Annotated in this window: 24 protein-coding genes and 2 tRNA genes; 13 read left to right on the forward strand and 13 right to left on the reverse strand. The window is 56.1% G+C overall.

Annotation, left to right across the window (positions count from 1 at the left end):
- Window positions 1-4 precede the first annotated feature (4 nt).
- Together CDH48_RS09100 and CDH48_RS09105 are read left to right on the forward strand one after the other, a co-directional pair.
- Entirely contained in the window at window positions 5-1,876 is a 1,872-nt protein-coding gene (locus tag CDH48_RS09100) for a hypothetical protein (protein WP_100688423.1), read from the forward strand.
- A 21-nt stretch (window positions 1,877-1,897) separates the two neighbouring features.
- Window positions 1,898-2,584 carry a hypothetical protein gene (locus tag CDH48_RS09105; RefSeq protein ID WP_100688424.1) on the forward strand — a complete coding sequence of 229 codons (687 nt, stop codon included), beginning with the start codon at window positions 1,898-1,900 and terminating at the stop codon, window positions 2,582-2,584.
- 91 nt (window positions 2,585-2,675) lie between these two features.
- On the opposite strand, the gene CDH48_RS09110 is transcribed toward CDH48_RS09105, so the two are convergent.
- A tRNA-Leu gene (locus CDH48_RS09110) sits at window positions 2,676-2,762 on the reverse strand.
- A gap of 252 nt (window positions 2,763-3,014) precedes the next feature.
- Here CDH48_RS09110 and rnr point away from each other — a divergent pair.
- The 8 genes from rnr to alr all read left to right on the forward strand — a co-directional run bounded on the left by rnr (window position 3,015) and on the right by alr (window position 11,246).
- Window positions 3,015-5,483 carry a ribonuclease R gene (gene rnr, locus CDH48_RS09115; protein WP_100688425.1) on the forward strand — a complete coding sequence of 823 codons (2,469 nt, stop codon included), beginning with the start codon at window positions 3,015-3,017 and terminating at the stop codon, window positions 5,481-5,483.
- Window positions 5,484-5,498: 15 nt separating this feature from the next.
- Window positions 5,499-6,236, forward strand: a complete 738-nt coding sequence (gene rlmB / locus CDH48_RS09120) for a 23S rRNA (guanosine(2251)-2'-O)-methyltransferase RlmB (protein ID WP_100688426.1) — start codon at window positions 5,499-5,501, stop codon at window positions 6,234-6,236.
- Between the two features lie 232 nt (window positions 6,237-6,468).
- Window positions 6,469-6,912, forward strand: a complete 444-nt coding sequence (rpsF, locus tag CDH48_RS09125) for a 30S ribosomal protein S6 (RefSeq protein ID WP_100688427.1) — start codon at window positions 6,469-6,471, stop codon at window positions 6,910-6,912.
- A gap of 25 nt (window positions 6,913-6,937) precedes the next feature.
- Window positions 6,938-7,168, forward strand: a complete 231-nt coding sequence (rpsR, locus tag CDH48_RS09130) for a 30S ribosomal protein S18 (RefSeq protein ID WP_007154918.1) — start codon at window positions 6,938-6,940, stop codon at window positions 7,166-7,168.
- Window positions 7,169-7,194: 26 nt separating this feature from the next.
- Window positions 7,195-8,061 carry a YybS family protein gene (locus CDH48_RS09135; RefSeq protein ID WP_100688428.1) on the forward strand — a complete coding sequence of 289 codons (867 nt, stop codon included), beginning with the start codon at window positions 7,195-7,197 and terminating at the stop codon, window positions 8,059-8,061.
- Between the two features lie 20 nt (window positions 8,062-8,081).
- Entirely contained in the window at window positions 8,082-8,528 is a 447-nt protein-coding gene (gene rplI, locus CDH48_RS09140; RefSeq protein WP_100688429.1) for a 50S ribosomal protein L9, read from the forward strand.
- Window positions 8,529-8,760: 232 nt separating this feature from the next.
- The gene (gene dnaB / locus CDH48_RS09145) at window positions 8,761-10,167 is read left to right on the forward strand and encodes a replicative DNA helicase (RefSeq protein WP_100688593.1); all 1,407 of its coding nucleotides are present in this window, start codon (window positions 8,761-8,763) and stop codon (window positions 10,165-10,167) included.
- Window positions 10,167-11,246, forward strand: a complete 1,080-nt coding sequence (gene alr / locus CDH48_RS09150) for an alanine racemase (protein ID WP_100688430.1) — start codon at window positions 10,167-10,169, stop codon at window positions 11,244-11,246. The genes dnaB and alr overlap by 1 nt, the downstream gene beginning before the upstream one ends.
- A 12-nt stretch (window positions 11,247-11,258) precedes the next feature.
- Here alr and CDH48_RS09155 read toward each other — a convergent pair whose 3' ends face one another.
- A complete protein-coding gene (locus CDH48_RS09155) occupies window positions 11,259-11,615 on the reverse strand; it encodes a hypothetical protein (RefSeq protein ID WP_100688431.1) in 357 nt (118 codons plus the stop codon).
- A gap of 173 nt (window positions 11,616-11,788) precedes the next feature.
- On the opposite strand from CDH48_RS09155, the gene CDH48_RS09160 reads away from it, so the two are divergent.
- Entirely contained in the window at window positions 11,789-12,667 is an 879-nt protein-coding gene (locus CDH48_RS09160) for an SDR family oxidoreductase (protein ID WP_100688432.1), read from the forward strand.
- Window positions 12,668-12,694: 27 nt separating this feature from the next.
- Here CDH48_RS09160 and fnr read toward each other — a convergent pair whose 3' ends face one another.
- On the reverse strand, window positions 12,695-13,450 hold the full coding sequence (gene fnr, locus CDH48_RS09165; protein WP_100688433.1) for a fumarate/nitrate reduction transcriptional regulator Fnr: 756 nt from the start codon (window positions 13,448-13,450) through the stop codon (window positions 12,695-12,697).
- A 132-nt stretch (window positions 13,451-13,582) separates the two neighbouring features.
- Window positions 13,583-14,503 (reverse strand): ribosome biogenesis GTPase YlqF, encoded by a 921-nt coding sequence (gene ylqF, locus CDH48_RS09170; RefSeq protein ID WP_100688434.1) that lies wholly within the window; start codon window positions 14,501-14,503, stop codon window positions 13,583-13,585.
- A gap of 214 nt (window positions 14,504-14,717) precedes the next feature.
- Here ylqF and CDH48_RS09175 point away from each other — a divergent pair, with 214 nt between their 5' ends.
- A complete protein-coding gene (locus CDH48_RS09175; protein ID WP_100688435.1) occupies window positions 14,718-15,194 on the forward strand; it encodes a Spy/CpxP family protein refolding chaperone in 477 nt (158 codons plus the stop codon).
- A gap of 76 nt (window positions 15,195-15,270) precedes the next feature.
- Here CDH48_RS09175 and lipA read toward each other — a convergent pair whose 3' ends face one another.
- From lipA to CDH48_RS09205, 6 genes are all read right to left on the reverse strand, one after another.
- Window positions 15,271-16,314 (reverse strand): lipoyl synthase, encoded by a 1,044-nt coding sequence (lipA, locus tag CDH48_RS09180; protein ID WP_100688436.1) that lies wholly within the window; start codon window positions 16,312-16,314, stop codon window positions 15,271-15,273.
- Between the two features lie 152 nt (window positions 16,315-16,466).
- On the reverse strand, window positions 16,467-17,744 hold the full coding sequence (locus CDH48_RS09185; protein WP_100688437.1) for an O-acetylhomoserine aminocarboxypropyltransferase/cysteine synthase family protein: 1,278 nt from the start codon (window positions 17,742-17,744) through the stop codon (window positions 16,467-16,469).
- 208 nt (window positions 17,745-17,952) lie between these two features.
- Entirely contained in the window at window positions 17,953-18,387 is a 435-nt protein-coding gene (locus CDH48_RS09190; RefSeq protein ID WP_100688438.1) for a PACE efflux transporter, read from the reverse strand.
- A 91-nt stretch (window positions 18,388-18,478) separates the two neighbouring features.
- A tRNA-Met gene (locus tag CDH48_RS09195) sits at window positions 18,479-18,555 on the reverse strand.
- A 111-nt stretch (window positions 18,556-18,666) separates the two neighbouring features.
- Window positions 18,667-19,146: a CBS domain-containing protein gene (locus CDH48_RS09200; RefSeq protein ID WP_100688439.1), complete on the reverse strand. Its 480-nt coding sequence runs from the start codon at window positions 19,144-19,146 to the stop codon at window positions 18,667-18,669.
- Window positions 19,143-20,354, reverse strand: a complete 1,212-nt coding sequence (locus CDH48_RS09205) for a cation:proton antiporter (RefSeq protein WP_157807812.1) — start codon at window positions 20,352-20,354, stop codon at window positions 19,143-19,145. Before CDH48_RS09205 ends, CDH48_RS09200 begins: the two co-directional genes overlap by 4 nt.
- Before the next feature lie 154 nt (window positions 20,355-20,508).
- Here CDH48_RS09205 and CDH48_RS09210 point away from each other — a divergent pair, with 154 nt between their 5' ends.
- Window positions 20,509-21,042: an O-acetyl-ADP-ribose deacetylase gene (locus tag CDH48_RS09210; protein WP_100688441.1), complete on the forward strand. Its 534-nt coding sequence runs from the start codon at window positions 20,509-20,511 to the stop codon at window positions 21,040-21,042.
- A 57-nt stretch (window positions 21,043-21,099) separates the two neighbouring features.
- Here the strand turns inward: CDH48_RS09210 and ychF are convergent, their stop codons facing one another.
- From ychF to CDH48_RS09225, 3 genes are all read right to left on the reverse strand, one after another.
- Complete coding sequence (gene ychF / locus CDH48_RS09215; protein WP_100688442.1) at window positions 21,100-22,191, reverse strand: redox-regulated ATPase YchF; 1,092 nt, start codon at window positions 22,189-22,191, stop codon at window positions 21,100-21,102.
- Window positions 22,192-22,303: 112 nt separating this feature from the next.
- Window positions 22,304-22,897 (reverse strand): aminoacyl-tRNA hydrolase, encoded by a 594-nt coding sequence (gene pth, locus CDH48_RS09220; RefSeq protein WP_100688443.1) that lies wholly within the window; start codon window positions 22,895-22,897, stop codon window positions 22,304-22,306.
- Between the two features lie 21 nt (window positions 22,898-22,918).
- Window positions 22,919-23,572 carry a 50S ribosomal protein L25/general stress protein Ctc gene (locus CDH48_RS09225; protein WP_100688444.1) on the reverse strand — a complete coding sequence of 218 codons (654 nt, stop codon included), beginning with the start codon at window positions 23,570-23,572 and terminating at the stop codon, window positions 22,919-22,921.
- Window positions 23,573-23,721: the final 149 nt, after the last annotated feature.

Consider the following 23,721-nt stretch of genomic DNA (forward strand, 5'->3'; position numbering starts at 1 on the left):
CGTGATGAAATCCCTGATATTCCTGCCTGTTTCCGTAATTATTCTCGCCATTGCCGGTTGCGGCAAGGAGTCTGACGAACTGCCTGTGGATGGGCGCGATTTTGATGGTGTGCAATACAGTGATCCCGCACCCTACACAGGAAGGGTGATAGACGGCTACCTGAAAAACGCCCGGGTATGGCTGGATATGGACGGTGACAGCCAGTACACGCCGGGGCCAATGGATTATGAGCTTGCATCCGGTCGCAAGGTTACCCTGCCTTCCGGAGAGCCTACCACCATGAGTGGTGAAGGCGGCCGGTTCTCGCTGGATATCTCGGAACTGGTGCTGGACCCTCAAGTCGGCGCTGATATTGACCCCCGCAAGTTCCCTTTGTATGCGCTGGCCCTGCCCGGGAAAACCCTGGAGCAAACACGCAGTGGAGATGTGCCGGTTCCCCGCGCTTTTATGCTCTCTGCGGCGCCGGGGGTACGTAACATCACCCCTCTGACCACACTGGCTCGTTATCGCTTAGCCGCACTTGGGCCCTTCCCCGGGTCTGGTAATACAGCGCTATCCGGTTTGGCCGGCATCAACCTGCTGAGAGATTACGTGCTTGCCGAAGATGATCGTGCCCATGCCTATGCGCGAGCCATGGCACGCTTTATGGCCAGCCAGTTTCCAGCGGCTTATGATGATTTGCTGGGCAAACCCGGTAGCGATGGCACCGAGTATTATCTTAGCCGTGAAGCCGCATATCTGCTGGGTATCTCTCTGGTGCAGAACGCCGGAGATGTGGTTGCGGCGGTTGATTCAGCGGTTCAGGGCAGCTACGCGAACGTGGACATCGATCAGGTTGAGTTGCCACAGGTGCCACTGGAATTAAGCGACCCGGTCCTGCTCACCCGGCAACGAATTTATGCCCAGTCTGAACGGACAGATACACTGCCGGCCAATCGCTCGGATTTGCTGGTGTCCGCCGAACTGGCGTTTGATTACAGCGCTGACGGACGCCTGCAATCCATCAGTGCCGATGGCTGCCTTGCACCCTCGATGCAGGAAATCGCGAGATTGGTGAGTGTCGGTGGGAAAATGGCTGATCTCAGTACGCATTGGTTACCTTCGGTGTCGTTGTCAAACCAGAGCAGTATTGCGTACGGCAATCCGGGGGTTGACGAGCGCCTGGTGTTCGATTGGGATGCGCGCACAGCTACGTTTGAAACCAGCACTACCTGCCACCTGCTTGAAGGTATAGAGGCGGGCTCGACGGAGCTGGGCGGAAGTCCCGAGGTAAGTTACAGCTGGAGCTTCAGCGATGGAAAGCTGGCGGAGTTGGTTGCCGAGATTCGGCAGGGGAATAACACGCTCACCCGCACGCTGGTGCCCAGGCGTTCCAATGCGCCTGCAGGTATTCCCGGGTACGAGCTGAAGGACGATGGCGCCGAGCGGGAATCCCTGATCTACAGCAGCGGATTTCAAAGCTGCACCGTTGAAGAAGACGCTATAGACGCAGCTCAGGCAGTTTCAGGGTTCTACAGTTATACCTTTTCAGGGCATGAGCCTCAGCCCGCAGGGTTCACCGAGCTTGCTATGGAATTTGATACCCGGGGCGAACTTGATCGGCCACTGCGTTACGGATTCCTGGCACCGGAGATGTCCGGGCTGGATCACGTCGATGCCGGGAATGGTTTCGAGTGGGTGCTTTACTACCCGCCCGGAACCAGCGAGACTCATTCCGACGGTACCGCAAACCTCATTCAGAAGGCGTATCTAAAAAGCTATGCGGGCAAGCGTGCCTGCGGTCGCAAGTTTGAGGATGAGCCGTCAGGAGTTTACGCAAGGGTAGATTATCTGTACCAGAACCTGTCGGAATACCTTGTCGGGTTCCTGGAATGATCTGCTCTATCGGGAGACGGGATGAATACGACAATCCGGAACAGCTCCATCCCCCTGTGGTGGCTGGCATTTGTGGCCGCACTCATCCCGCTGTTGAGCATCCACGTTACCTTTGCCATTGCAGTCCTCGAAGGCTACATCTCCTGGTGCATACCCTACTGGGACAACTGCACCAGCATCAGTCGGACAGGACGCCACGGCACTGCCTATTTTGTATTCAAAGGTGCCATGCTACCCGCCGCCCTGCTTGGTATTCTGTTCTGGTGGCTCAATAGCCACTGGTTACTGCAACTGGGCGCGCCTGGTCGTGGTCAGCGCTGGATACCCTGGCTTGGACTGGTAGCCTGCACTGCCCTGGCTGCCTACACATTGGCGCTTGGTCACGAAGGTGAGGGCTTTAACCTGGTTCGCCGCATCGGCGTTGTGCTGTATTTCTCGCTTACTTATATTGCGCAGCTACTGATCAGCTCGGCCCTGAAAAATCACCCGCGGTGGCACCAAAGCGGAAAACGCCTGCTGTGGCTGAGTGAAGTGACGCTGGCGGTGGGGATTTTGTCCGTCATTCTCACGGCCGCAGTGCCTGACCTGTACAGTCAGATAGATAATGCGTTTGAATGGGTGTTGGCACTACTCTTGAACCTGCACGCACTCTGGGTCGCGCTGCTCTGGCGGCAAAGTTCATTCCGGGCAAGGTTGTTGGCGCAATGAGGAGGGCCTGACTGTAACCTGTGTACCAGCGGAGGAGAACAGTGACTGTTCACATGGTAACTGTTCGATCAGGAAGGCCATTCAGAAAGAATGGTGCCGAGGAGAGGACTTGAACCTCCACGGGGTTGCCCCCACTAGCACCTGAAGCTAGCGTGTCTACCAATTTCACCACCTCGGCAGGTGATTTGCAGATTTACCGTTAGTTTGTTGAAAACCGGGCGTTTCTGCCAAAGATGAAGTATTGCCTCATTCGATGGCGCGTACTTTAATAATTCCCGCCGGGGCTGTCAAACTTTTTTTCAGCAATTGCCCGGCACGTAATTGTGCGTATAAACAGAGGGTTGTTAGGCAGTCTATCCATACCAACGTATACTGTATCGTAAATAAACAAGGGCAGCGTCGCTTTGACGCCGCATGGAAAAGGATCCGAATGGTTTCCAGGAATAAAAAACACAAAGACCCTCACGCAGGCCGTGAGGCTCAGAAGTATGACAACCCGATTCAAAGTCGCGAATTTATTCTCGCTCATCTGAAAGAGCGAGGGGCGCCGGCTACTCATGAAACCCTGTGTTCCGAGCTTGGCCAGACAGAGCCGGAAGGTATTGAGGCACTGCGGCGACGCCTGATTGCCATGTGCCGGGATGGTCAGCTTATCTGTAACCGCCGTGATGCGTATCTGCCTATTGAAGAAGCAGATCTGGTGAGCGGTCGGGTTGTCGGGCACAAGGATGGCTTCGGTTTTCTGGTGCCAGACGATGGCGGGTCTGATCTTTTTCTTAGCGCACGGCAAATGCGCCAGGTATTTCATGGCGACCGGGTGGCCGCCCGGGTTGATCGGGTGGACGATCGTGGCCGGCGCGAAGGCGTTATTGTGCATGTTATTGAGCACCGTACCCACCAGACGGTAGGGCGCTTCTTTAAAGAAAGTGGCATAGCGTTTGTTGTGCCTGAAAATGCCCGGATCAACCATGAAGTGCTGGTGCCTGAGGAGCACACCGGCGACGCCGTTCATGGGCAGTATGTGGTAGTGGATATTCTGCGCCAGCCCACCATCCGCACCCAGCCTACCGGAAGGATCGTGGAGGTTCTGGGCGAGCATATGGCGCCGGGCATGGAAATTGATGTAGCTATCCGCTCCTACGACATTCCTCACAACTGGCCCACGGAAGTAGGCGAGCAGGCGGCAGCTATTCCCGCCGAGGTTGAAGAAAAGGACAAAAAGAACCGGGTCGATATCCGCAACATGCGTCTGGTTACGATTGATGATGAGACCGCCCGGGACTTTGATGATGCGATTTACTGTGAGCCGAGGGGAAGGGGCGGCTATCGCCTGGTGGTGGCCATAGCTGATGTCTCTCACTATGTTCGCGCCGGGTCACCTCTCGACGAAGAAGCATTGCGCCGGGGCAACTCGGTGTACTTTCCGGACCACGTGGTGCCCATGCTGCCGGAAAAGCTCTCCAATGGTTTGTGCTCGCTGAACCCCGATGTAGACCGTTTGTGCATGGTGGCAGACATGACCATCAGTGCTGCTGGCAATATCAGCAGTTATACGTTTTATCAGGCGGTTATGCGCAGCCATGCACGGCTGACCTACAATAAGGTCAGCGATATGCTGGAGCGACCGGATTCAGAGCCGGGTTACCGCTTGTCAGCCCAGTACGCTGATGTGCTGCCGCATTTGCATAACCTGTACAATCTGTACAAGTTGCTGCGCAAAGCGCGAACAGAACGCGGTGCTATAGATTTCGAAACCACAGAAACGCGGATTGTTTTTGATGCCGAGCGCAAAATAGAAGAAATTGTGCCGGTGCATCGTAACGATGCCCACAAAATTGTGGAGGAGAGCATGCTGTGTGCCAATGTGGCGGCAGCGCGTTTCCTCAAGAAGCACAGGATGCCGGCGCTGTTCCGGGTGCACGACGGCCCTTCGGAAGAGCGGCTCAATTCGGTGCGTCTGTTCCTGGGTGAGCTGGGACTGCAGTTGGGCGGTGGTGACAAGCCCAGCTCAGCCGATTATCAGGCGTTGTTGTCCCAGATTGCGGACAGGCCGGATGCCAATGTCATCCAGACGGTAATGTTGCGTTCGCTGAGCCAGGCTGTTTACAGCCCGGACGAGAGCGGCCACTTTGGCCTGGGTTTTCCGAGCTATGCGCACTTCACCTCGCCGATTCGTCGTTACCCCGACCTGATTGTGCATCGGGCTATCAAGTCCAGGATTCACAACCCCGAGGTAAAAAAGGATGTGGTATCGCCGCCCGTTTTTGATTCGGAGTTGGTGGAGTACCCCTACGATTACGCCAAAATGGAGGAGCTGGGCGAGCACGTGTCGATGACGGAGCGGCGGGCCGATGACGCTACCCGGGATGTTATGGCCTGGCTCAAGTGCGAATTCCTCAGTGACCATGTTGGTGAAGAGTATGACGGGGTGATTGCCGCTGTTGTGCCTTTCGGATTCTTTGTGCAGCTTGCTGACGTGTACATTGAAGGCCTGGTGCATGTTTCTACGCTCAGTGGGGATTACTTCCATCACGATTCGGCGAAACACCGGCTGATAGGCGAGCGCACGGCGGTCAGCTTCCGTCTGGGTGACGAGCTGCGCGTGCGTGTGGTGCGGGTAGGCATGGAAGACCGCAAGATCGATCTGGAGTTGGTGAGTGAGCCGAAGCGCCGAAAAGCAGATCGGGATGCCCTGGACATAGCCAAACGGGATGCTCGTGGCAAGGGTAAAGGCAAGGCTGCCAAGTCGGGGACGAGGGGTAAGGCAGGCAAGCCGGCCAGTGCCAAGGCGAAACTGGTCGCAGAAGCGGCCCGTGAAGCAGGCAGGAAACCGAAGAAGGCTTCAGACAAGTCGGCGGGCATCAGCAAACCGCGAAAAGCACGCAAAACAGACAAGTAACAGGAAGCCGAACCAGTGTCCGGAGAATTTGTATTTGGCTGGCATGCGGTTGAGGCTGTCCTCAAGCGTGAGCCGGGAAGGTTGCAGCGGGTCTGGATTCAGACCGGTCGGCAGGATAAGCGCGTAAAGTCGGTTACAGACGCTCTGGAAGAGCTCGGGGTCAAGTGGAGTGTTGTCCATCGCCGGGAACTGGATGAGCGGGTTGGCGGTGTACACCAGGGGATCGTAGCGGCAGTCAGTGAAAGCCGTGAGTGGACAGAAGATGATCTTCTTGCCTGCTTGGCGGCTAGCGATGCTCCACCGTTTTTACTGGTGCTTGATGGAGTTACCGATCCTCACAACCTGGGTGCGTGCATGCGTACCTGTGATGCGGTCGGAGTGCAGGCGGTGATCCTGCCCAAAGACAAATCCGCTTCGCTCACCCCGGTAGCCCGCAAGGTTGCCTGCGGTGCGGCAGAGACCGTGCCCTTGGTGCGGGTAACAAACCTGGCGCGTTTTCTGCGCACCCTGAAGGATCAGGGTGTCTGGCTGATTGGTACTGCGGGCGAAGCAGAAACAACGTTGTTCCAGGCGGACTTCAAAGGCCCGGTTGCGCTGGTTATGGGTGCCGAAGGCAAGGGCATGCGCCGGCTCACCCGCGAGCACTGCGACCAGCTTGTCAATATTCCCATGCTGGGACATGTGGATAGCCTCAATGTTTCCGTAGCCACGGGTGTTTGCCTGTACGAAGCTTTGCGCCAGCGCCTTGGTTAACTCTTGCACAGAAGGCTGTGTACGCCTAGAATACGTGACCCCTTTTTTCGGGGGGAGGTTTTGTATTGCCTTTCATCAGGTGCGCAACACCTCGCTTTTGATCAAGCCTTTTTCGTAAAGCCTTATTGATAAAGCAAAAAGAACCGGCAGCCGAGGCTGCCAACTCCTTGCTTTCATGCTTTCCGGCCAGTCCGGGGATAAGTGAAAGCTGTTTAAACCGTAGGGAGAACTCATGCGTCACTACGAAATCGTATTTATGGTACACCCGGATCAGAGCGAGCAGGTGCCCGCTATGATCGAGCGTTATACCAGCCTCATCACTGAAGATGGTGGCAAGGTAAATCGCCTGGAAGATTGGGGTCGTCGCCATATGGCATACCCGATCAACAAGATTCACAAGGCTCACTATGTGCTGATGAACGTAGAATGTTCGCAGGCAGCCATGGACGAGCTGACTCACAACTTCCGGTTCAACGATGCCATTATTCGTGACCTGATTCTGCGTCGCGATGAAGCCGTTACCGAAATGTCTCCAATTAAGGCTGCAGAGTCCCGTGAGGACCGCCGTTCCGGTGGGGATGATCGCCCGCGTCGTTCAGCCGAGTCTGCTGGTGAGCGTCAAGGCCAGCGCCAGGACGAAGACCAGAGCGCTGAGACCCAGGACGAAGAAGAGTAATTAACCGGAGTTGAGGAGTTACATTATGGCTCGTTTTTTCAGACGTCGTAAGTTCTGCCGCTTCACGGCAGAAGGTGTCAAAGAGATCGATTACAAGGATCTGGACACACTGAAAGGCTACATTACTGAAACCGGCAAAATCGTGCCCAGCCGTATTACCGGCACAAAAGCACGTTATCAGCGTCAGCTGGCTACCGCTATCAAGCGCGCCCGCTACCTGGCACTGCTGCCGTACTCGGACAGCCACGATAACTAAGTAACAGATAAACAGGACTTGGGACCATGCGTGCACTGGCACAATTTGTAATGCGCGGTCCCCTGCAGGCCAGCGGGGTAGCAGCAGTCACAACTGCAGTACCCTTGCTGTTCTGGATTGGTGCAGCGGTTGTTGGCCTGGTTATTCTCAGGCTTGGCATCAGCCAGGGGCTTAATATTGGTCTTTGGGCATTGCTTCCGGCGCTTGGCTGGGGCGTGTTCGGGGGCGATCCGACAGCCCTGGCGGTGTTGCTGCAGGTGATGCTGATGGCATCCGTGCTCAGAACAACGCTGTCCTGGGAGAGAGCCCTCTTGGGAGGGAGCTTTCTGGCGATTGTCATGGGGCTCATGTTGCCCGTGATATACCCCGGTTTGCTGGACGATCTGGTTAGCGCCGGGGTCAGTTTTTACGAACAGTACAATGCTGAAGTGGCTCGTACCCTCGGGAGTGATCTTGAGGTTGTTATACGGGACACAATGAACGCCAGTATGGCCGGCAGTTATCTGGCCGTAGGTGTAGGCATGACAATGCTGGCAAGGTCGTGGCAGTCGGGGCTCTACAATCCCGGCGGATTTCGCAAGGAATTCCATGGCCTCAGATTGTCGCCGGCAGTTGCTGTGGTGCTTGTCACTACCATGGTTGTAGGCCCGTTTCTGGGGCTGAATTCCATGCTGCTTGCCTGGGTAGCCGGAATGCCGTTGTTTTTGGCGGGGCTGGCGCTGGTGCATGGCATTGTCGGGCGTAAACAACTGAACACCCAGTGGCTTGTGATGTTCTATGTTGCACTGGTGCTTCTGGGCCCAAGCCTGATGTTTCTGTTAGTGGTTCTGGCGTTTGTGGATAGCTGGCTGGATATCCGGGGGCGAATAAAGCCTGCCGGGCCGGCTGAATAAAGCACGAAGAGGTTAACGAGATGGAAGTTATTCTGCTCGAGAAAGTTGCAAACCTTGGCACCCTGGGCGACAAGGTGAAAGTCAAGTCCGGTTACGGTCGTAATTTCCTGCTGCCATACGGCAAGGCTGTGCCTGCCACGGAAGCAAACCTGAAGGCGTTTGAAGAGCGTCGTGCCGAGCTCGAGAAGGCCGCTGCAGAAAAGCTCGCAGCGGCTCAGGCTCGCGCGGAGGCACTGGAAGGTGCATCCTTCACCGTGACGTCCAAAGCCGGTGACGAGGGCAAGCTGTTCGGCTCCATCGGTGTTCGTGACATTGCTGATGTCATCACCGCTGCAGGTACCGAAGTTGAGAAGAGCGAAGTTCGTCTGCCGGAAGGCCCGCTGCGGGCAACAGGAGAGTACGAAATCGAGCTTCACCTGCATTCTGATGTTGAAGTGACCATAAAGCTGGCGGTTGTTGCCGAGTAAGCTGCTTTCTTCGGAAACAGTGCCAGGCTTGCCCTGGCCTCTGTGACGCGCTGGCGGCTGGTGGTGAGTTTTTTGAACTTCACCTCCAGCCAGCCCAACAGGCCCGATCCGTGTAATACGGCTTTCGGGCCTGTTGCTTTCTGGTATGCTGTCAGCATCCTGTAACCTCTCCCATAGCTGCGACATTCCACTTACACTGTTGTGGGTATGATGCTTAACTGAAGATATGTTCATGGCCAAGCCTAACCTGAAGCCCGCAAATATTGACCCGGAAACAAGTCGTATCAAAGTACCCCCGCATTCTGCAGAAGCAGAGCAGGCAGTACTCGGTGGTCTCATGCTGGACAACCGGCGATTCGATGACATTGCCGAAATCATTTCCGCCGCCGACTTCTACCGTCAGGACCACCGGCTGATTTTTGGTGCGGTTGAACGCCTGGCCAGTGAAAACGAACCGCTGGATGTGGTTACTCTGGCCGAATTTCTGGAACGCGCTGGCGATATCGAGGACGCCGGTGGCTTGTCCTACCTGGCCGAGCTGGCGGAAAAAACACCGGGAGCCGCCAATATCCGGGCCTACGCCGAGATCGTGCGGGAGCGCTCCATCCTGCGCCAGCTCGTGGAAGTTTCCGGCATGATCTCGGATTCGGCGTTTAATCCGCAGGGGCGCAACAGTAGCGAAATTCTGGATGAAGCTGAGCGCAATGTGTTTCAGATTGCCGAAGCCAGAGTAAAAGAAGGTTCAGGGCCCCAATCCATCAACCCGATTCTGACCAAAACCCTGAGCCGGATAGAGGAGTTGTTTGAATCCGGGGAGCAGACAACGGGCCTGACCACAGGTTTCCGGGATCTGGATGAGCGAACATCCGGTATGCAGCCTGCGGACCTTATTATCGTCGCCGGCCGCCCTTCGATGGGTAAGACCACCTTTGCCATGAACATTGTCGAGAACGCCCTGATCAGCACGGGTGCGCCGGTTCTGGTGTTCAGCATGGAGATGCCGGCAGATGCTCTGGCTATGCGTATGCTTTCGTCGCTGGGCCGTATTGATCAGACCAAAGTACGGGGCGGCAAGCTTGAAGAGGACGATTGGCCCAGGCTTACCTCTGCGGTGAGTCTGCTCAAAGACAAACCCTTGTACATTGATGACACCCCCGGCCTCAGCCCTACAGAACTTCGCTCGCGTGCGCGCCGGGTTGCCCGTGAAAATGACGGCAAACTCGGTCTTATCATGGTGGACTATCTGCAACTGATGCGGGTGCCCGGAAACACCGAGGGTCGCACGGCGGAAATCTCGGAAATCTCCCGTTCACTGAAAGGTATTGCCAAAGAACTCAGCTGCCCTGTGGTTGCGCTCTCGCAGCTTAACCGGAGCCTTGAACAACGCCCCAACAAACGACCGATCAACTCGGATTTGCGGGAATCGGGCGCGATTGAGCAGGATGCAGACGTGATCATGTTTGTCTATCGCGATGAGGTCTACAATGAGGATACGCCGGATAAAGGTATTGCAGAGATTATAATCGGCAAGCAGCGTAACGGTCCTATTGGAACCGTTCGCCTGGCGTTTATCGGCAAGTACACCAAGTTTGAAGATCTCGCCCACGGGGATTATGGCGATTATGGTGGTGAATACTGATGTCGCGCAGTACAGCAGCCCACATTGACCTGAATGCACTTCGCAACAACTACCGCACAGCCTGTGAGCGCGCGGGTAGCGCTCAGGCCATGGCAGTTGTTAAGGCGGATGGCTACGGCCACGGTATTGCCAGAGTCGCGGCGGCCTTGTCAGATGTCGCGCCAAAGTACGCTGTTGCCTGCATTGAAGAGGCTATCACAATTCGCGAGGCAGGCCTCTCCCAGCCTGTTGTCTTGCTTCAGGGGGTGCACGCCGCTGGCGATCTGGCGGAGTGTGTGCAGCACCGGTTTGAGCCGGTGGTGCACGGCGAACATCAGCTTGACTGGATAGAACAGACCGGCGTGGCACCGGATTTCTGGTTGAAGGTGAATACCGGTATGAATCGTCTGGGCTTTCGGCCTGATGATCTTCCGGCCGTTATGGCCCGGCTTGCGAAAGCCAATGCGCGTGCCCGGTTGCGGGGCTTTGTCAGCCATTTCGCCTGTGCCGACGATTCCGACAGCCTGATGACAGCTGCCCAGACGGCCAGGTTTGAGGCCGCCACCTCTGCCTGGCCAACGCTCATGAAAAGTGTCGGTAATTCCGCTGCTCATTTCATTCCGGGCCAGCCGCTTTTTGACTGGAGTCGCCCTGGTATCATGCTCTACGGTGGTTCGCCTGTAATCGGTAAAACGGGCCCCGAGCTGGGTCTTGAGCCGGTAATGTCACTGCAGGCGCCGCTGATTACCACCCGTATTGTCAGAGCAGGCGAAAGTGTGGGTTACGGTGGTACCTGGGTTGCCGAACAGGATACCCGGATGGGAATGGTGGCCATCGGCTACGGCGATGGTTACCCGCGCCACGCAGGTACGGACACGCCGGCGGCGATTGGTGGTCGCCGTATCCGGCTGATCGGTCGGGTGTCCATGGACATGCTGGCGGTAGATCTGAGCAATGCGCCGGAGGCTCAGGTAGGTGCGCCTGTTGAGCTTTGGGGGCAAACCGTTGGTGTAGACGAAGTTGCCAGCTGTGCTGGTACCATTTCCTATGAGTTGCTTACGGGTGTCACCAGTCGTGTTCCCCGCGTCTATTTATCCTGACGGATAACGCGATCAGGTTTCTTCAGGCTGGTGAATGATTTCCTCAATGAAATCGAGAATGGCAGCAAGGCTGCGGTCATCCAGTTTCTTGAGCACCTTTTGAACGACCATTTTGCTGCCTTTGAGCATACTGCTGATGCCTACCCTGGCCATGCCAAGCATCATGTTACTGGCTTTGAGGCGCCTCAGAGGTTCAATAAAAAAGAAGTCCAGGCCTGCGTCGGTCATGTCGATGATCAGGTTGTAGAGCTTTTCGATGGCTTCCTTGTCGGCTTTGCCGCGGGAGCGCAGTTCTTCCACGGTGTAAAGGGCGCGTGTTCGCAACTCGTCGGGAATGGGCGCAACAATATGGCTATGTTGTTTAAGCATGGCGATCCCTGTTGTTGTATGCTTCTGAAATTGATGGCAAACACAATGCTGTGCAGGCTCGCCTGGCAGCATTCTGGTGTGCGGTCATTTTACGAAGGGAGGGCGGGAAACCATTGGCCAGACAGGATCCAGGGATACGTCACATGAGTAATATCCGGAGGCATTGAACCCCAGTGCATGTACTTGTTGTTCACGATTATGGTCCCTTGGGGAAAGTTCTGCTTGAGCGTCTTAAGGGCACATCTCTGCACGTAAGCCCGTTATTGGTCAGCGATCCTGCCAGTGCCAACCTGAGTGCTCTGGAGAGCTGGATCCCGGATGACACGGATCTGATTGTCAATGCGCTCTGGCTGGCAGACCCGGAAGCTGCCGAACGCGACCCGGAAGGCACCCACAAAGCCGCATTTTCTCTCCCTGTAGCCATGGCAGAATTTGCGCGTGAGCGGGGCATGGCACTGTTTCAGCTCTCTTCCTGCTATGTTTTTGATGGCCGTAAACAGAACGGTTATATCGCCTCCAATCCTGGCCAGCCCATCAGTGAACTGGGTAACTGGCAGTGGGAGTGTGAACAGGCACTGCGCGCGCTCCTGCCACGGCATATTATTTTGCGTACCGGCTGGAGCCTCAGCCGCTTTATCCGCAAGGTGCAGGCCAGCACAGCAGCCAATGAGACCCTCGCTCTGCCGGGGCGGTGTGTGGGTCAGCCAGTATCGGTCAGAGATCTTGCGCGGGTAATCACAGCCGTTATACAGCAACTGGATTGTGGCGCGGAAGTGTGGGGTACATTCCAGTACGCCGGTGCTGAAGAAATAAGCCTTTACGAGCTTGGTTTGGCCATTGCGGGGTTGCCGGGGATTCCGGAAGATCTTCATGTAGTGGACGATATGCCACCATGGGGTGCTCTCGAGCCGATAAACACCACCCTGATCTGCACAAAGATCCGAAATACCTTTGGAATTAAACAGTTCCCGTGGCGCTCAGGGCTGGTTGACGAGTTGGCAATGGTGAAGGAAAAAACTGCGAGGGAGCAGGCAGACACACCGGCTGAATAGCATCAGCCGGTCTTTATAAGCAGCAGGTTATTGCTGGAAGCCCTGGCGCGAGAACTCGCGGGTTACCAGTTGCAGCGCTTCTACATCCAGCAATTCCACCTCGCGACCGCGGGCACGGATAATGCCCTGGTTCTGGAAGCGGGTGAAAACCCGGCTGACGGTTTCCACCGCAAGCCCCAAAAAGTTGGCAATATCATTCCGCGCCATTGGCAGACTGAAGTTCGTGCCTGACATGCGGCGGCGCTGGAAGCGGCTGGATAGCGAGAGCAGCAGGGACGCAATACGCTCTTCAGCCGTATTCTTGCTCAGCAACATGGCAAGCTGATGACTGTTCTGGATTTCCTGCCCCATCAGCTGATACATATGGTGCTGCAGTTCCGGCAGCTTGCCAGTGAGCTCTTCCAGTTTGTTGATCGGGAACTCACATACGCTGGTGCGCTCCAGCGCTTTAGCTGTGCTGGCGTAGGACTCACCGCTCATGCTGTCCAGCCCTACAAGCTCGCCGGGCATAAAGAAACCCGTTACCTGCTCTTCACCGCCTTCCGAAATAATCGATGTCTTGATTGAGCCACTTTTAACCGCAAAACAGGAGCGAAAGGGTGTGCTCTGGTCAAAAATGTGCTCACCGCGATTGTATATACGGCCCTGCTGAACGATGTCTTCCAGCCGGTCCAGATCATTGTCCGGGATAGCAAGGGGCAGGCACAGATTGCTCAGGCTGCATTGGTGACAAGACGCTTTGAGGGGGGAGGAAGCCTGACGGAACCTTATTGCTTGAGCCATTGCTGATTCACCGTCCAAGTTGATGCAAGTCAAAGGACCACTCTAATACGCTGGAGCTGGTTTGCCAATGATCAAATTTAAGGATATGTGCATATAGCGAAAATAACAGATAGGTTCCCGAGATCGTACTGGCTATCGTGGTGGTCTTTGCCCCGCCTTTTTGTCAGTGCGCATGGATTCTTTTTCGGCTTCTGCGGCAGCGGCTGCCTGCACTTCCCGCTCTACCATCTCGGGTGTTTCCAGAGAAATCCGGCCCAGGGTGCCGGAGCGCAACTCATTCAGCAGCACTTCCGAAACTTTGTGCAGGTCGGGTACTCCGCCCCGGCCCAGGAATCGTCGCTTCACAGCAATAGCATCCATGAGGGCCAGGCCATCTGCCGGTAGCTCATCAAAGCCGTAGCGGGCTTTTACGAGTTCGGGATAGGCCTCCAGCAGATAGTCGGCTTCGAACAGGGCTATGTCCTCAAAGTCCAGAACGGCGCTGCGAATGGCCCCGGTGATTGCCAGCCGGTAACCGCACGCCTCCGGGGAGAGCTTGGGCCAAAGAAAGCCGGGGGTGTCGTAAAGCAGTATGTTATCCGGCAGTTTGATGGTTTGCTGGGCCCTGGTTACCGCTGGTTCATTACCGGTTTTGGCTGCAGGGCGCCCGGCGAGGGTATTGATCAGCGTGGATTTTCCCACGTTGGGTATGCCCAGGATCATGACTCGCAGGGCGCTCTTCTGGCGATCATGGTTTGGTGTCATATCACCGGCCAGGCGAAGAATGTCCAGAGCCTCGCCGCGTTGATTGTGGGTAAGAGTGATGGCTCGTACGCCGCGTTCTTTTTCCAGCCAGGTCTGCCATTGGGCAGTGATTTCCGGATCCGCCAGATCGCGCTTGTTGAGCACTTTGATCAGTGGTGTATCACCGCGCAGCGCGGGCACCAGCGGGTTTTCGCTGCTGAAGGGTATGCGGGCATCCAGCACCTCAATAATAAGGTCCATCTGCGGCATGATCTTTTTGATCTCCTTGCGGGCTTTGTGCATGTGCCCTGGAAACCAGTTAATAGCCATGGATTTCGCTCCGGAAGTCGATGAATTGCGCCATTATGAAGGGGAATGACCAAAGTTTCACATTTGTTTCAATACGCCTGTGTCGCGGGTTTTGGGCGGGCATGGCGCACAATATGTATAAAAAGAAGAGATACCGGGGTGAAAATCACCTGCCGGATGCTTTAGGGTGTTAACCCAGCCAGTCACCCAAATCCAATTGTAAACGGAGATTTCTATGAAGCTCGTAAAACTGTTTGGCACCGCTCTTGTGGCCCTGAGCCTGGCGGCTCCGACATTGGCACAGCAAGCAGGTGCCGCGCCCCAGGCCCGGCAGGCAAATGCTGGTCAGGGTGATCAGGTTGACCAACTGGCCCGGATGGTTGGGCTAACAGATGAGCAGCAGGAAGAGATACGCGGCATTCTTGAGGACATGCAGGGCGAAATTGCGACCTTGCGCGAGGAAGCTCGCGCCCTGCAGGAAAAAATGCAGGCTGAGATCAAAGCGGACTACGATGAAGATGCCATCCGCGAACATGGGGAAGATCTGGGGGATGTAACCGGCGAAATCGCCGCGCTCTCAGCGCTCATGCAGGCCAGGGTAGACAGCGTATTCACCCAGGAACAGCGCGACGAACTGGACAGAAAGATGCAGCAGATGCGCCAGCAAATGCAGCAACAGCGCCAGATGATGCAGCAGCAAGGCCAGCAGTAAGTTCGATCGTAAACCAGCATAGAACCGCCTCAGATAGTAATCCTGTCTGAGGCGGTTTCGTTCGGGGAATTGCAGTTCAGTCCAGCGATTTCACCGGAATCTGCATGGCGTTTGATGCCGCCGGCACCTCAGGCACTGCGAGGCCGAGATTATTCCTGTCAAATACCCGGTCTGCGCGGTAACTGGAACGCACCATTGGCCCTGACGGTACTTCCATAAAGCCTTTTTCCAGGCCGATTTCGCGATACTGGTTAAACTCTTCCGGCGTTACGTAACGCTCCACCGGCAGGTGGTTCTGAGTTGGGCGCAGATACTGGCCCAGAGTCAGGATATCCACACCGATTGCCCGCAGATCGTCCATGGTGGCAAGGATTTCTTCGTGGGTCTCGCCCAGGCCAAGCATCAGGCTGGTTTTGGTGAGCACATCAGGCCGATACTGTTTGGCGTGGGCCAGTACGCTGAGGGTCTTCTGGTAGCCGGCGCGCGGATCGCGAACACGGCGCGTCAGCCGCTCCACGGTCTCCACGTTCTGTGCAAACACCTCAAGGCCGGAATCCAGCACCTTTTCCACATCAGACATAACGGCATCAAAATCCGGTGTCAGCGCTTCCACGGCAACTTGGGGTGTGCGTTGTTTGATGGCCGCGATGCAGGCGGCGTAATGGGCAGCACCGCCATCGTCCAGATCGTCCCGGTCTACCGACGTGAGTACAATGTACCGCAAGCCCATGAGCTCGACCGACCTGGCGGTGTTTTCCGGCTCGTCTTTATCCAGCCAGCCGTTGGGGTTGCCGGTATCTACCGCGCAGAAGCGACAGGCACGGGTACACACCGAGCCCATCACCATGATTGTTGCCGTGCCGGCTGTCCAGCATTCGCCAATGTTTGGGCAGTGGGATTCCTGGCATACCGTGCTCACGCGGTGTTCTGTGACGTTTTTGCGCACAGCTTCAAAGCGTTCACCCCCGGGCATTCGCGCTCGCAACCAACTGGGCTTACGCTCAACTGGAGCCGGTTCCTGCTTTGCCGAGCGCTTTACGCCATCCTTGATAGCAGAGAAGCCATGCTCGTTGCGGAATTTGGAACCACTGGTGACGCGGGGTTTCGCGCTTTCGCTCATTGCAACCGGACTCTTGTTTGGGGGCTGGAGTAAACCTAAAGAGTAATCCGCTGGCGGGGAAGATACAAGACGGGTAAGGGCAATCACGGGGTGCCGGACGATGCAATGGAAAAATTCCGGGCACAGCGTTAGCCATGCCCGGTTGTGGAATATTAGGCCTGTGACTTCTCAAGGGCCTGAGTGATATCAGCCATGATGTCGTCCACGTGCTCAATGCCGATAGACAGACGCACCAGATCCTCACTGACCCCCGCATTTTCCAGCTCTTCAGGGCTCAACTGGCGGTGCGTGGTGGTTGCCGGGTGGCAGGCCAGGGATTTTGCATCGCCTATGTTTACCAGACGGTAGATCATCTCCAGGGCATCAATAAATCTGGCGCCTGCTTCGCGCCCACCCTTGATGCCGAAGCTCAGAATGCCGGAGGCCTTGCCACCGCAGATCTTGTCGCAGGTGGCCTTGAACGGACTGTTGGGGAGCGCCGCGTAGTTTACCCATTCCACAGCAGGGTGGTCCTGCAGGAACTGTGCAACTTTTTCTGCGTTTTCGCAGTGGCGCTCCATGCGCAGGCCTAGCGTTTCCAGGCCCTGCATGATCAGGAATGAATTGAATGGCGAGAGCGCGGAGCCGGTGTTACGCAGCGGCACAACGCGGCAACGACCGATAAAGGCCGCCGCACCGAGAGCCTCGGTGTAAACCACGCCGTGGTATGACGGATCCGGCTCATTCATCATCGGGAACTTTGCGGCGTTGGCTTTCCAGTCGAACTTGCCCGAGTCCACAACGCAACCGGCTATAGTGGTGCCGTGGCCACCAATGTATTTGGTCAGGGAATGGACCACAATGTCGGCGCCATGTTCAAACGGACGGCAGAGATAGGGAGTTGCCACCGTGTTATCCACGATCAGGGGAATGCCGTGCCTGTGGGCGATTTCGGCCCAGCGCGCAATGTCCACCACGTTGCCGGCAGGGTTGCCGATGGATTCGCAGAACAGCGCGCGAGTCTGGTCATCAATGGCCTTTTCGACCGCATCAAAATCGTCATGGCGAACCATGCGGCACTCAATGCCCTGATTGGGCAGCGAATGAGCGAACAGGTTGTAGGTGCCGCCATAGAGCTGGCTCGTGCTTACAATGTTGTTGCCCACCCGGCAGATGGTTTGCAGGGCATAGGTGATGGCAGACATGCCGGAAGCAACAGCCAGTGCGCCCACGCCACCTTCGAGTGCCGCCATACGCTCTTCAAGCACCGAATTGGTCGGGTTCATGATCCGGGTGTAAATGTTGCCCGCAACCTTGAGGTCGAACAGGTCCGCACCGTGCTGGGTGTCATCAAACGTGTAAGACGTGGTCTGGTAAATCGGTGTTGTGGCCGCCTTGGTGGTCGGATCGCCTTTGAAGCCGGCGTGAAGGGCGAGCGTCTCGAATTTCATGTTAACTTCCTTGCGAATGCATGGTTGGTGTTATTCGGTTCGGGCGTCAGTATGCCATATAGATCTGGCGGGGTTTATAACGGTATGCAATCGTTACATGCCTGAACCTCATATGCAGGCCTTGCGAGGCAACAAACCACTGGGAAAGAAAAGTGGGGCTGATTATTTCTGGTGTGTTTGTGTTGAATGTTCTGTCCCGGGCAGGTGTTCACTGATCGGGTGGGGTTGAGGCATCTGTGTCAGGAAAGATGGTGTCGTAGCACCAGGTAAACACGAAGGCATACACCAGATAAAACAGTGCAAACGAAATATCCACCAAAAGTGCCTCCAGCAACCCTGTCTCCATCCACCAGGCAATAATCGGAAGGAAAGCCATCAGCAGCCCCAACTCAAAACTGACTGCGTGCAGGAAGCGGAGTTTGATGGATTTTCGGGTTGAGCCGGTCAGCCGCTTCAGTGTGTGGTCAAAACCCAGGTTAAAGATGTAGTTCCACACCGTGGCCAGCGAAGCACCAATTAATCCAAGTACCCCGGTTTTTTCAAGAGAGTAACCGAAGGCAAAGGCCGCAAGGGGAACGGAAATCAGCAGCCCGATAACTTCAAAGGAAACCGCCTGCCGGATTCTGTCGCCGGTGGTTCTCATCAGAATGGCTCCGCAAGGGTGCGGCGTGTTGTATTTTCAGCGCCGGAAAAGAAAAAAGGCCGCGACCTGAGTCGCGACCTTTTTCGAATACTGGTAGCAAGGGGCGGAATCGAACCGCCGACCCCGGCATTATGAGTGCCGTGCTCTAACCAGCTGAGCTACCTTGCCATCGCTTCACCAGAGGAAGCGGCGCGTATCTTATGTACGGAGGGCGAAAGTGTCAAGGGTTGAGCGGTAAATCATTTTCAGAAGTTGCATAAAAGCACTGCTTGCCCCGTCTTATTCAATGAGAGACGTGTCGAAGCCTTTTGAGTCGCCATCTGTATCGATTGCGTCGCGCAACAGATCGGATAACCGGATCACGCCCAGCAAGCGGTGATGTTCATCGACAACCGGGATGTCTTCAACGCGACGCTCCACATGCTGCTGGAACAGGTCATGCTTATGCAGGATGTCGTCAATATCCTCGTCAACGCCGGCGCACATCACTTGATCGTCCATATGATCGGCTACCGTGCCCAGCGTGATCCGCTCGATCAGTTCACGCAGACTGAGTGTAGGTCGCAACTCGGCCAGCAGCAGGGTAGCCACATGCCAGAAACCCAGGTGCCCGCATACTTGCCCTTCGGCGTTGAGAACAAAGAGGTCGCGCCCAGCAGGGTCGTCCAGCAACAGCCGGGCAGCATCCTGAAGGCTGGATTCGCCAGAAACGGTCAATGCCTTGGCCGGATGGGTGTTGAGCCATTCGCTGATCTTCATGTGGCCTCCTTCGTCCTGGTGGTTTTTACAGCCATGCCGAGTTCACCGGCCCGCGACAGCCCGAAGCGTGTGGCCACTGCACCTAAGGTTTCGGTCAGCAGTGTGGTGGCGGTGACGATATTAACGATCAGTAGCGCGGAAGCCTCAAGACTTGGCACTCCTGTTAGCATAAGTGCCATACCAATGGCCACGCCACCCTGAGGAAGCATGATCAGGCCCACATTGTGGCTGATCACCCGTGGGGCACCGGCAATTTTCGCGCCGATCATCGCGCCGGCAATTTGTCCGCCCGCTCTGAGCAGAAAGTACAGCACAATCAGCCCGGCGTGGCTGAGCACCACCGCAGGCATGAAGTGCAGGCCGGCGAGGGTGAAGAACAGCACAAATACTACTTCCTGAAGCTGCTCAAGCGGTCGAAACCAAGGCTCGGAATGGGCGCCAGCGAACAGTCGAGTGGAGAAGCCAAGCGCCATCGCGGCCAGCAAGGGTGAAAAGTGCCAGGCTTCAGCCAGCCCGCTGAGCAGGATGATTGCGCCCAGTAAGGCTACCAGCTTTAACTCCTGCTCTGGCAGGTAACGGGCGCAACGCTCTAACACATAGCCACCCCCCATCCCCAGGCCGATTGCCGCAACGATTTCCCATATGATCACAGGAATCGCCGCGGCAAAGCCGGTGCTTTCAATGGCTGCCAGCACCAGAGAAAAAATCACCAGCGCCAGCGCATCGTCAAGCGCGACCATGGCCAGCAATGCGGTGGTGAGTGGGCCACGGGCCCGGTATTGGTGAATAATAGCCATAATGGCGCCGGGAGCGGTGGTGGTGGCAATCGCGGCAAGCACCAGGGCCAGTGTCCAGGCGGGCACCTCGGCTATGGTTGTGCCCAATAACGTAAAGCCCACCAGCACCGCCAGAAAGCTACCGCCGACCTTGCCCAGTGTGGCGCTGACGATCATCCAGCCTAGTTGGCGCAGCTGCGAGACGGTGGCGGCCCCGCCGATCAGATAAGCGATGATTCCCAGGGTGACAGCAACAATCGACTGGGTCCATTCGGTAGTTTCAGCACCCAGAAAGCTTCCCAGAAAATCGGGCGCAAACAGTATGCCGGCCAATATGTAACCCACCACCCGGGGAACGTGAAAGAGGGCACTGCCCAGTGCGCCGAGCGTCAGCCCGGAGATCATCAGCAAACCGATCAGCAGGATTTCCACGTATTCTCCATCATGTTCGCCGTGAGCCGGTGATCGGCAAGTTCGCGCATATGTTGGTGAGTGTACCACTCCGCTGAGAACGATGAGTGCCAGACATGATGTCAGGTGTTTGCTGACGAGCCACACGGCGACTTTTTGCGTTAGACTGTTGCTTATGACTACAAAATTACGCGCCATTCATGGTGATATTACGTCTTTGAATGTTGATGCCATCGTGAACGCGGCGAATTCGTCGCTGCTTGGTGGCGGCGGGGTGGATGGAGCCATTCATCGTGCGGCAGGCCCGGAGCTCCGGCAAGAATGCCAGCGCCTTCAGGGATGTAATACGGGCGAAGCCAGGATCACCGGAGGTTACCGCCTGCCGGCAAAGCATGTGATCCACACGGTTGGCCCTGTCTGGAATGGTGGTGCGGACAGGGAGGCCGAGTTACTGGCCTCCTGCTACCGCGAGAGCCTGCGGCTGGCGGTCAGTGCAGGTTTACGCTCAATAGCCTTCCCGTGTATCAGTACCGGAATTTATGGCTTCCCGGCTGAACCTGCAGCGCGCATTGCCGTGCAGACAGTGCAGGAATTTGTAGCTTCCGCGCCGGAACTCGAAGAAGTGGTGTTTTGCTGTTTTTCAGACGAAGATCTGAGGTTGTACCAGCACGCACTTGGAGAGCAGATAGTTCGAGGTGAGGGAAAGTAAACAGGGAGATACCTGCCAAACAGAAGCTTGGCAGGCCTCCATTGAGGGCTGTGTGAATTAAACGTTAAACCGGAAATGGATCACGTCGCCGTCTTTTACGATGTAGTCCTTGCCTTCCAGGCGCCATTTACCCGCTTCCTTGGCGCCTGCTTCGCCCTTGTACTGCACGAAATCCTCGTAACTTATAACTTCGGCACGGATGAAGCCGCGCTCGAAGTCAGTATGGATAACGGCGGCCGCTTGCGGGGCTGTTGCACCGATTTTGACTGTCCACGCCCGCACTTCTTTTACCCCGGCTGTGAAATAGGTCTGCAAACCCAGCAGGCTGTAACCGGCGCGGATAACCCGGTCAAGGCCGGGCTCTTCCATGCCCATCTCTTCCAGGAACATGCTTTTTTCGTCGTCTTCCAGTTCCGAGATTTCCGCTTCTATCTTGTTGCAGATCGGCACCACTACAGCATTTTCTTCGGCTGCGATTTCGTGCACTTTGTCCAGGTAAGGATTGTTCTCGAAGCCGTCTTCCGCCACGTTGGCAATGAACATGGTGGGTTTGATGGTGAGCAGGCACAGTTCGCGAATCAGCAGAAGTTCATCTTTATCCAGCCCCATGCTGCGAACCGGCTTGCCTTCATTGAGTACCGGCAAGATCCGCTCAAAGAGTTCCAGTTGCGCCTTGGCCTCTTTATCGCCGCTTTTTGCCACACGCTGCACCCGCTTGATGGCCTTCTCGACGGTCTCCATATCGGCCAGCGCAAGTTCGGTGTTGATTACTTCGATATCTGCAGCGGGGTCTACCTTGTTGGCTACGTGAATCACGTTGCCGTCGTCGAAACAGCGCACAACATGGGCGATGGCTTCGGTTTGGCGAATGTTGGCGAGAAACTGGTTACCCAGCCCTTCACCCTTGGAGGCGCCTGCTACCAGGCCGGCGATATCCACAAACTCCATGGTGGTGGGAACGACTCTCTCGGGCTTTACGATTTCGGCGAGCTTGTTAAGGCGAGGGTCCGGCATGGCAACCACACCTGCGTTAGGCTCGATGGTGCAGAACGGGAAGTTTTCCGCGCCAATGCCTGCTTTGGTCAGTGCGTTGAACAGGGTGGATTTGCCGACGTTGGGAAGGCCGACGATGCCGCAGTTAAAACCCATGGAATGCCTCTGCTGATACGAAAATTTGGCCGGATTATACCGGTGTACGGCACAGTGTGCGAGTAAGGGATATCAGGGGTGGTGCTTTGGCGCGGAGCCTGATCCTGCAGGCTCAGGCGGGGGTGGGCTTGAAGCTGTGCAAGCGGTTCATGGCGGCGGCAAGATTGCCGGAAGCCGCATCGGGCAGAACCCGCATGATTTCATCGAATACCGCTTTGAGATCCTCTGCTTCACGCTTGCCGAGACGACCGAGTACGTAGCCGGTGACCTTGCGGCTGTCACCGGGGTGTCCTATGCCAATGCGCAGTCTCTGGAATTCGTTGGTGCCCAGATGGGCGATCGAGTCTCTCAGGCCATTATGCCCACCGTGCCCTCCGCCTTTTTTGAGCTTGGCGGTGCCGGGTGGAAGATCGAGGTCGTCGTGGGCGATCAGTATCTGGCTGGGAGGGATTTTGAAAAAGTCTGCAAGGGCTTTCACGGAAAGGCCGCTGCGATTCATGAAAGTGGCAGGGTTCAGCAGGTGAAGGTCAAGGCCTTGCCACTGAATGCGGGCGTAGTGCCCATGATACTTCTTTTCGGGGCGGAGCGACTGGCCCGCTTCGCGGGCCAGTGCTTCGACGAAGAGGGCACCGGCATTATGACGGGTATTCTCGTAGTCGGCCCCGGGATTACCCAGCCCAACCACCATGACAATATCCTGTGCCATCTGCCAGTACCTCCGGAGTGATTACTCCTTGCTTTCGCCTTCTTCGCCTTCTTCGCCTTCAGCGTCGTCTTCGGCTTCGTCAGCTTTCGCGCCTTTCGGTTTGTGCACAGACACAACAGCCTGGTCGTGCTCAACGCCGTGCTGCAGGGCCGGAATACGAACGCCCTCGGGCAGCTTCAGGTCGCTCATGTGCACAACCTGGTCCATCTCGACATCGGTCATGTCGATTTCGATGAACTCTGGCAGGTCTTTTGGCAGACACGCTACTTCAACTTCCGTCATCAGGCGGAAAGCAACACCGCCGTAGGTCTTGATGGCCGGCGCTGTATCTTCGTTTTTCAGGTGCAGCGGAACGTGAACCAGAATTTCCTGGTCTTTCTCAACGCGCTGGAAGTCGGCATGAGTCAGCAACAGCTTGTACGGGTGCCGCTGCAGATCCTTGATGATTACACTCTCTTTCTTGCCATTCAGATCAATGGTCAGAATGTGAGAGAAGAAGGCTTCGTTTTCCAGAGCCTTTTTCAGCTCGTTGTGCCAGATGGAAATCGGAGTGGCTTCTTTACCGGCACCATAAATGATGGCCGGAATTTTACGTTCTTCGCGACGCAGGCGGCGGCTCGCACCTCTCCCCTTGTCGTCACGAGGAAATGCTTCAATAACAAAGTCCTGAGACATGGTTTGTACCTCAATCGTCACCTGAACTGCCCGCGACCAGGCGTTGGGACAGGTGATGTTTTCGAAAAGCCGGATATTTCCGGCTGACTAAAAGAGTCGGGAGCCTGTAGGGGCTCCCGACTCGATAACTTATTGATGACCTTCAGTAA

Origin of the sequence: Marinobacter aromaticivorans (genome assembly GCF_002806975.1) — a bacterium.
In the GTDB taxonomy this organism is placed as follows: Bacteria; Pseudomonadota; Gammaproteobacteria; order Pseudomonadales; family Oleiphilaceae; genus Marinobacter; species Marinobacter aromaticivorans.